This window comes from Polyangium sorediatum, assembly GCF_029946465.1.
Lineage (GTDB): Bacteria > Myxococcota_A > Polyangia > Polyangiales > Polyangiaceae > Polyangium > Polyangium fumosum.
This window is the reverse complement of sequence record NZ_JARZHI010000103.1, coordinates 20,677-29,003: the sequence shown is the minus strand read 5'-3', so window position 1 is coordinate 29,003 and position 8,327 is coordinate 20,677. Positions and strand designations below refer to the sequence as shown.

Here is an 8,327-nt window from a genome sequence, read left to right as displayed (position 1 = left end):
GGGTTGCCAGCAGAGCCCGCAGCGCGGCGGTCTCGGTGGGCAACGCCGCTGCTGGTCTTGACAAGGCCTGCTCGATGAACTGCGCATCGCGCAGTTCATCGAACCCGGGTCCAGCCCCTGGCTGGTCCGGGGTGGAGGGGGCGGACAGCCCCCTCCTGGGGCCTGGGGCAAAGCCCCAGCGCTACGCCCCGAGGGCGCGGATGGCGTTGAGCATGCGCCGGAAGAGGCCCTCTTCCGGCGTGGGGGGCGAGGTGTCTTCGATCGGGCCGAGGGCCACGACCTCGGCGAGCATCGTCGAGGGGATGAGGACGCCGGCGCAGCCGGGGCAGCGTAGGATCTCGGGGCCGTGGCCGCGCAGGTGCTCGGGCGCGAGGGTGTCGCGGCAACGCGGGCAGGTGCGGGCCCCCGGGCGCGCCTGCGGGACTGCCGGGCGGACCTCGACGGCAGAGGCGACGCTGGAGACGTCGCCGTCGAACCAGTCGATCCACACGGCGTGGCAGTCGGCGCAGACGTCGACCACGGCGCCGGGGGTGGGGCGTTCTTGCAGCAGGCCCGCGCAGAGCGGGCACTGCGGAGAGGCGAGGCGGTATTGCTCGCTCATCGGGCAGCTCCGGGCGGCGTTGTCAGGCGTCCGTAGAGATCGGCGAGCTCGCGCAGGCGCATGGCCGTCTCGCGGCGGAAGACGTCGCCGTGCAAGAGGAAACGCCAGTTGTCGCGGGTCGTGGCGGGGTTGTTCATGCGCGCCTCGCTGCCGCGCGAGAGCACGTCCTGCATGGGGAGGATCGCTGTGTTCGCGGTGGAGGCGAACGCCGCGAGGATGAAGTCCCACGCGATGTCCTGGCCGCTCACGCGGAGGTAACGCTGCACGTGCTGGCGCACGTGTGGCGCGGTCGCGTGCCAGAAGCCCACGGTGGTGTCGTTGTCGTGGGTGCCCGGGTAGACGACGTTGTCCGGCTCGTGGTTGTGGGGCAGGTGCGTGTTGTCCGCGTCGCCGCCGAACGCGAACTGAAGGACGCGCATGCCAGGCAGGCCGGCCGCGCGGCGCAGCTCGTGGACGGCCTCGTCGATCATGCCGAGATCCTCGGCGACGAGCGGCATCTTGCCGTGACGCTCGAGCGCCTGGAAAAACGCGAGCCCGGGGCCCTTCACCCAGCGACCGCCGCGCGCGTCGGGGGCGCCGAACGGGATCTCCCAGTACGCGGCGAACGCGCGGAAATGATCGATGCGGGCGATGTCCGTGTGCGCGAGGACGCGGCGGAGGCGGGCGCGCCACCAGGAGAAGTCGTCCTCGGCCATGCGATCCCAGCGGTAGATCGGGTTGCCCCAGAGCTGGCCGGTCTCGCTGAAGTAGTCCGGCGGCACGCCCGACACGGTCTGCGGCGTGCCGAGCTCGTCGAGGTGGAAGAGGCTTCGGTGCGCCCAGACGTCGACGCTGTTGCGATCGACGTAGATCGGCAGGTCGCCGACGATCCGCACGCCACGGGCGTGGGCGTAGGCGCGGAGCTCCGACCATTGGTGCTCGAAGAAAAACAGGATGGCGATCTCGCGCTCGATCTCCTTGGCGAACTCGGCGCGGGCCTTGGCGAGCGCTGCGGGCTCGTGGTCGCGGAGGGCGGGCTCCCAGTCCCACCAGGCCTTGCCGCCGTGCTTGCGCGAGAGGAGCCAGAAGAGCGCGGCGTCCTCCAGCCACGAAGCCTCGGCCTCGCGGAAGGCGGCGAGCGGCTTGCGCAGCGGGTGCTCGGGGTGCGCGAGGAGGCGCTCGGCAGCGCGATCGAGGCGCGGCTCCTTGAAGGCGCGCACGGCGTCGAAGTCGACGACGCTCGCGGACGTGAAGTCGTGCGCGAGGTCCGCAGCGTCGAGCAGGCCGAGCTCGTGCAGCCGGACGAGGTCGACGAGGAGCGGGTTGCCGGCGAAGGCGGACCAGCAGACGTAGGGGCAGTTGTTGCTGGTCGGGTTGAGGGGCAGGACCTGCCAGAGGCCGAGCCCGGCCTGGGCCAGCCAGTCGAGGAAGCGCCGCGCGGAGGCGCCGAGATCCCCCATGCCGTAGGGGCCGGGCAGGGAGGTCGGGTGCAGGAGGATGCCCGCCTCGCGGCGGGGTTTGTCTTGGGCCTGGGTCATGCGAGCGTCTCCTCAGGGCGGGCCAAAAAGCGGGCGGACAATATCACCGCCGGGCCTTCTGCGTGATCCTTTGCAGCGCGGCCGAGACCGCCTCGCGCGCGCGTTTGGCCTGGGCCTCGGGATCTTTCTCCGGCTGACCGAGGGCCCGGATCGCCTCGCAGGCGGCCTTGTCGGCGGGCGGGAGCGTGACGCAGAAGAGATCGTACGAGCGCGAAGCGGGCTCGGCGAGGGTGGGCTCCTTCGCGAGGATCGCCACGGCGTGCGCGAGGACGAGGGCGAAGAGCGATGCCTGCGGGCTGGTGTCGACCCATCGCGAGACGAACGTGGGGCTCCTCGCGAGCTTGGCCAGCACATCCCATCGGTCGCGGGTGAGGCCGAGCTCGGTCGCGAAGACGAGCACGGAGAGGTTGCGGCCGCGATCGGCGAGGGCCGCCGTGTCCGCGTCGAGCGCGGCGAGATCGTCGAGCGCGGCGTCTTCGAGGGGAGCGCAGTTGACGGCGACGCTGAGCGTGTCGGCCCGCAAGCTCGGGCCGAGGAGCTTTGATCGGCCGATCGAGCGGGCGGCGCCGAGGAGGCTCGGGTTGCAGTGGCTCGGCTGGCGCTGGCGGGCGAGAAGGATGGCGGCGTCGTAGACGCGGCCGGCCGAGGCGAGATCGAGCGTGGCGCGGGTGAACGCGTCGGGGTCGTAGTTCTTCTCGTCCATGCCGCCGAGGAACGTATCGAGGGCGGGCAGGGGGCCGCCGCAAGCCTTGCCGGTGTCGCCGCGCCGGATCCGCGGAAGCTTGTGGAGCGCGCCGCCCGCGCGGAGCGAGAGGGCGAGGGAGTAGGTGTCACACGCAGGCGCCTCGTAGCCGCCGAGCTCGACCTTGTCCTCGGTGCAGGCGAGGGGCTCGCCGAGCACGGCGAGGGCACGCGCGGCGCGATCGAGCAGGGGTTTTGCGGTGGGCATGCCGGCGAAGGCGACGGGCGTCGTCGAGAGGATCTCGCGCAGGGCGGCGTCGTCCGTGTCCTCGTCGAGCGTGGCGCGGACGAGTGACCAGAGATCACCGGCGAGCAAGGGCATGCCGGCGTCGGCGGCGAGGACGGCCGTGACGGCGAGGACGGCGCGCGCGTCGACGGCGAGGGTCTTCGGATCGGCCGGGCCGAGCGATCGGCCGCCGAGGCGCGCGCCGAAGATCGCGGCGTCGATCGCGCGGGACGCGGCGGAGGCGCCGCGATCGACGTCGCCGTCGAGGAAGTGGTAGGCGGCGGCGACGGCGGAGGCGTGCACGTAGTACCGCGCGGCCTCGGTGTCGCGATCGGGGCCGGCGATCGGCGCGAGGTACGCGGCGAACGAGCCCTCGGGTTTGCGGGGCGAGCGCACGCCGAGGCCGAGCTGGAACGAGGAAGAACGTTCGAGCAAGCCCGCGCCGAAGGAGACGTCGAAGATCACGTTGAGGACCTTGGAGACGGTCTTCTCCTCGTAGCGGTACGTCATGCGGGGCATCACGAGCCCGCTCGACTCGGCCTTCGCGAGGAACGCGTCGAGTTTCTCGCGCGCCTTCGCGCGGTCGCCCGTGTTCGCGAGCCGCATCGCGTCCATCACGGAGACCACGGCGTCCGCGGCCCCGGGATCCTCGCAGGCGCGCGTGACGGCGCCGCGCATGCCCTCGGCGTACTCGCTCGGCCGCGGCGGCTCTCCGTGCCGCGCCCGGAAGACCTCGCGCGCGAAACGCAGGGCCCAGCCGAGCTCGGAGGCGCCGCTCGACGCCGCGGCGATGGCCACGTCGGGCGGCGGCTTGTCCGTGGCAACCGAGACGAGCACGCCGCCGAGCAGGCAAAAGTCAGCCTGATCCTGCTTGCCCTGGGCCCGCAAGGTGCCGGCGAGCGAGACGAGGAGCGCGTCGAGCCCGCCCTGCGGGGTCTCCACCGCGGCAGCACGGGCGAGCGCGTCGAGCAGGCCGACCGACGTGCCTGCGCTTTCATCACGGAAGATCGCTGCGAGCGCGCCGAGCAGGCTCCTCACGCGGGTCGCGTCGATCGAGGAGGCTTTGGGCTCGGCGAGGTAGGTGCGCACGAGGCCGTAGATCGACGTGATCGCGTCGGCGAACGCGCGCTCCTCCCACGCGGCGAGCCCGGCCGAAAAGGCGCGGTCGGCGTCCGCCGCCGGGATCACGAAGGCGAAGGGCGCGGCCTTGTTCTTCCGCGGCGACGCGACGTCGATCGCGTCCGACAGGATCGTCACGACGAGCCGCGCGCGGCGGATCGTCGCGCCGTCACCCTTGGCATACGAGGGGCTCGCGAGGATCCGCCTCCGTACGTCGCCGATCCGCGCGAGGACGCGGCGCGCCGCGGGGCTCGGCCCGCCCTTCGCGCCGCCGCACTTCGGCTCGGAGCCGGCAGGCTTGTCGAGGAGGATCGTCGCGAGCGCGGTGATCGTTTGATCGCCAAGGGTCACCACGTCGTCGAGCAGGGCCGCGGGCATCGGCTCCGCGCCTTCGCCGAGGCCGGCGAGGCTCTCGCGCAGAGCGTCCCGTGCGGCCTTGCGATCGGCGGGGAAGCGGGCCGGATCGGCGGCGTCGGGGTCGAGCTTGCCGGCGCTGCCGAGCGCGAGGTAACGGGCCACGCTGGCGGCGAGGCGCGCGAGCGGGCGCCGGGCGACGGACGGATCGGCGAGGGCCTGTCCGACCCGGGCCGCGGCCGCGTCGAGATCAGGTCGTTCGCCGAGGAGCATGCGCACGAGCACGTCGGCGGTGAAGAGCCCGGCCACACCCCAGCCGCTCTGGCGCGCGAGATCCCCGTCGAGCTTCTTGCGGAACGCGCCGACGAGGCCTGTGTAAAACGCGCTCTGGATGGCGGCCGGGTACGCCGTCGCGGCGAGCGCGCCGGTGAAGGCGGCCTCGAAGACCTCGGGGGCGTCCTTCGCGCGCGCGAACCGATCCTCGATCATGCGTCGCAGCAGATCCACGAGCGCGTCGCGCAGCGCCGGGTCGGAGACCAGGCCGGGGGCGTATGCGAGCGTGACCACGCTCATCGAGCGCGTGCGATCGGGGTGGGCCTGGTGGAGCTGCGACAGCGCGGCCAGGTGCGCAGAGACGAGCATCGAGGCACGCCGATACGTGGGCGTCTGCGCGAGCGAGATCCCCGAGAGCTCGCCGCGCTGCTGCGTCAACGCGAAGGCGTGGGTCCAGGTCGTGCGGGCCTCGCCCACCGTGCGCACGAACGCGTCGTACCGGGGCAACCACGCCGCGAGCGGCAGGAGGTTCTTCCGGGTCGTGTCGAGCGAGAGCGAAGGCGCGAGCGAGCGGCCCATCGAATACGCGAAGGCCAGATCGTCGGGCCCCTGGAAGCTCGGCGGTGGCACGGCGACGCACGCCTCCCGCGGGCCAAAGAGCGCGCGGATCCCCTCGCGGTTGCCTTCCGGCACGGCCGCGAGGATGGCGTCGCCGACGACCTTCCAGGTCGCACCGTCGTCCTCCGCGGCGCGGACGCGCAGGAGGTGGCCGTACGGCGTGCCGTCGCGCAACGTGTCCGGCCCGGGGGGGCCACTCGAACGAGCGTTCGGGTACGGCGAGATCGAGGCGCCCGCCGGAGGTTCGAGCGCGATGCCGGCGCTCTCCAGCAGCGTGAGCAAGTACCTCCCGCGGAGCACGGGCTCGGCTTCCTCGGAAGGATGCGAGGGCTTGCGCTCGCTCGCGGCGTTGCGCCTTTCGAGCAGGTTCGAAAGGCGATCGGCCTCGCCGGCTGCGTTGACGTAGCGGAAGCTCGCGGCGTGCTCGGCGGCGCGTCGGACCGCTTGGGCGATCTCCAGATCGAGCTCGAGGATCCCCTCGGGATCACGCGAAACGATGTCCTGCACGACGGGCGGTAGGCCGGCCATGAAGGGGCGGAGCGGATCGTTCGGGAAGATCTCTGTCCACGTCTTCGTGTCGGCAGGGACGCGCGCGATCGTCTCCCAGCCGAGCGACACACCCATCGCAGCGAGCAGCGCCGACGCGTCGATCGACGCCGGGCGGGGCAGCGGCCCGGTCCGGATCTCCACGGCTCCTTTTCGCGCGGAGACCCGCGGCGAAGGCGTGTCGCTGCCGCTCTGCTCGCGCAAGACGACCGACTTCGCAGCGCGCGCTTTCGGATCGGACTTCGCGTCACGCCAGAGCGAGGCCCACCGATCGGCGGCGTCACGCTCGGCCCGCGCCGCAGCGTAGGCGTCGATCAGCGCCGTCGGATCCCGCTCTTCCCGCGCGGCCGCGACAATCGCGCCCTCACACGTGGCAAGCGCAGCCTTGTCGCAGCGGACGTCCGACGTCGACATCGTCTTGGGTGGAGGCGGCGCGACGCAGCTCCCGGCGGCCAGGATCAAGGCCATCCCGGAGACGACCGCGCGCACAGCCCGTTTCCCGCGGTCCTCGCGTCGCACCCGCATCACGCACCTCCGCCCTTGTCGCACGACGCCGCCGTCGTGATCGTCCGTGTCGCGCGGAGCACGCTCCCTTCACCGCCGGCGAGCGGCGCGCCCCCGTCATCCACGACGACGATCTCCACGTCGAACGTGTCGTACCGATTCGCAACGCCGATCATCGGGAACTCCACGACCGTCCCGGAGCCGCGGCCGATCACCTTTCCATTCGCCGAGAGTTCGAGGTGTCCACACGCCTTCGTGTCGCCGCAGTACCCGGGCGGCCGCAGCAAGAGCGCTTTGACGTCGAGCAAGAAGGGGATCCGAACGTCCGGCACCTCGCCGATCGAGACGCAGGCGCCTTCCAAAGGGCTCTTGATGGAGATCGTGGGCGGATCGGTCGTGGTCGTCTCCGTGGTGGTGTCGTCGCTCTCGTCGCTGCAGCCGGCGAGCAGGGCCGCGCACAAGACGAGCGAGCGCCCCGAGGCGCAGAGGACGCGCGCGAAGAAAGCGTGGGGGAAGCGTGTCATCGCGCCTTTGTAACCCAGGCCCGAGCAGGATGGGAGAGATGCGAAATCCGGGCTAAGCTCGCCGCGTGTCGCGTCAAGAGAGGATCGAGCAGAAGCTCTCCGAGGCCCTCGCACCCGTGTTCCTCACGGTCGAGAACGAGAGCAAAAACCACAACGTGCCCGCGGGCTCCGAGACGCACTTCAAGGTGCTGATCGTGAGCCCCGCCTTCGAGGGTCTCGGCACCATCGACAGGCACCGCAAGGTGCACACGGCCCTCGCCACGGAGCTGCGCTCAGGCCTGCACGCGCTCACGATCCGCGCGCTCACGCCCGCGCAGTTCGACGCCGAAGGCGCCCCAGGCTTCCAGTCGCCGCCCTGTCTCGGCGGCTCGAAGCACGACAAGTCCTGAGATCGGCATGCTCACGCTCAGCCTGATCACCGATCTCCACTTCGGCCCCGAAGCTGGATTCGCGGGCAAGCTGCGCAAGCTCACCCGCAGCGCCCCCGGCCTCGCCAAAGCCTTCGTCGCCCGCATGAACGAAGTCGTCCACCCCGACCTCGTCGTGAACCTCGGCGACGACATCGAGGACGAGGACCACGACGCCGACCTCGCCCGCTACGCCGCGTGCATCCACCTCCTCCGCGGCGCGCGCGCCGAGCTCGTGAACGTCGCGGGTAACCACGACACCGCGCACCTCTCGCCGTCGGAGCTCCTCTCCGTCTGGCAGCGTCCCGATCTCGATCGGCTCTACCACGCGTTCGATCGCGGCGGCTTCCACTTCATCGTGCTCCACACACGCGAGCGCAAGGATCACGACGTCACGGTGGGCGAGGAGCAACTCCGCTGGCTACGCGAGGATCTCGCCGCAACGCGCGCACCAACCGTGGTTCTCATGCACCACAGCGCAGCCGATCAGGATCTCCGCGGCAACCGCTGGTTCGAGGGCGCGCCACACATCTGTCTCGTCGAGGAGCGGCGCGCACTCCGGACCATCCTGCGCGAGAGCGGCGTCGTGCGCGCCGTCTTCAACGGTCACTTGCACTGGAACCACCTCGATGTGGTCGACGGCATCCCGTTCGTCACCCTGCAAAGCCTCATCGAAAACCTCGACGACGACGCCCCCGGCCGCCCCGCCGCCGCACACGCCGTCGTGCACCTCGAACCCAACCGCGTCGTCGTGAAGGTCGAAGGCGCCGAGCGCGCGACGTACCAGTTCGAGGCGGCGACGTAGCGCCGGGGTTTCACCCCGGACCCCGACCAGGGGTTGTCCACCCCTGGACCTGGACCAGCGAGGCGCTGGACCCGGGGTCGATGAACTGCGCT

General features: G+C 71.5%; 6 protein-coding genes. 2 read left to right on the top strand and 4 right to left on the bottom strand.

Going from position 1 to position 8,327, the window contains the following annotated elements; translation table 11 throughout:
- Positions 1-181: 181 nt before the first annotated feature.
- The 4 genes from QHF89_RS46450 to QHF89_RS46435 are packed head-to-tail and all read right to left on the bottom strand — an operon-like array spanning position 182 to position 7,023.
- The gene (locus tag QHF89_RS46450; RefSeq protein ID WP_136935668.1) at positions 182-601 is read right to left on the bottom strand and encodes a TFIIB-type zinc ribbon-containing protein; all 420 of its coding nucleotides are present in this window, start codon (positions 599-601) and stop codon (positions 182-184) included.
- Positions 598-2,118 (bottom strand): 4-alpha-glucanotransferase, encoded by a 1,521-nt coding sequence (malQ, locus tag QHF89_RS46445; RefSeq protein WP_136970889.1) that lies wholly within the window; start codon positions 2,116-2,118, stop codon positions 598-600. The genes QHF89_RS46450 and malQ overlap by 4 nt, the downstream gene beginning before the upstream one ends.
- 43 nt (positions 2,119-2,161) lie before the next feature.
- On the bottom strand, positions 2,162-6,520 hold the full coding sequence (locus QHF89_RS46440; protein ID WP_136970888.1) for a hypothetical protein: 4,359 nt from the start codon (positions 6,518-6,520) through the stop codon (positions 2,162-2,164).
- The gene (locus QHF89_RS46435; RefSeq protein WP_136970887.1) at positions 6,520-7,023 is read right to left on the bottom strand and encodes a hypothetical protein; all 504 of its coding nucleotides are present in this window, start codon (positions 7,021-7,023) and stop codon (positions 6,520-6,522) included. Before QHF89_RS46435 ends, QHF89_RS46440 begins: the two co-directional genes overlap by 1 nt.
- Before the next feature lie 65 nt (positions 7,024-7,088).
- Here QHF89_RS46435 and QHF89_RS46430 point away from each other — a divergent pair, with 65 nt between their 5' ends.
- Together QHF89_RS46430 and QHF89_RS46425 are read left to right on the top strand one after the other, a co-directional pair.
- Positions 7,089-7,412 (top strand): BolA family protein, encoded by a 324-nt coding sequence (locus QHF89_RS46430; protein WP_136935664.1) that lies wholly within the window; start codon positions 7,089-7,091, stop codon positions 7,410-7,412.
- Positions 7,413-7,419: 7 nt separating this feature from the next.
- Entirely contained in the window at positions 7,420-8,235 is an 816-nt protein-coding gene (locus QHF89_RS46425; RefSeq protein WP_136970886.1) for a metallophosphoesterase family protein, read from the top strand.
- Positions 8,236-8,327 lie beyond the last annotated feature (92 nt).

Excerpts from the sequence above, each read along its gene's own strand:
- QHF89_RS46435 (WP_136970887.1), bottom strand. The coding sequence starts at position 7,023 with ATGACACGCTTCCCCCACGCTTTCTTCGCGCGCGTCCTCTGCGCCTCG.
- malQ (WP_136970889.1), bottom strand. The coding sequence starts at position 2,118 with ATGACCCAGGCCCAAGACAAACCCCGCCGCGAGGCGGGCATCCTCCTG.
- QHF89_RS46450 (WP_136935668.1), bottom strand. The coding sequence starts at position 601 with ATGAGCGAGCAATACCGCCTCGCCTCTCCGCAGTGCCCGCTCTGCGCG.
- QHF89_RS46425 (WP_136970886.1), top strand. The coding sequence starts at position 7,420 with ATGCTCACGCTCAGCCTGATCACCGATCTCCACTTCGGCCCCGAAGCT.
- QHF89_RS46440 (WP_136970888.1), bottom strand. The coding sequence starts at position 6,520 with ATGCGGGTGCGACGCGAGGACCGCGGGAAACGGGCTGTGCGCGCGGTC.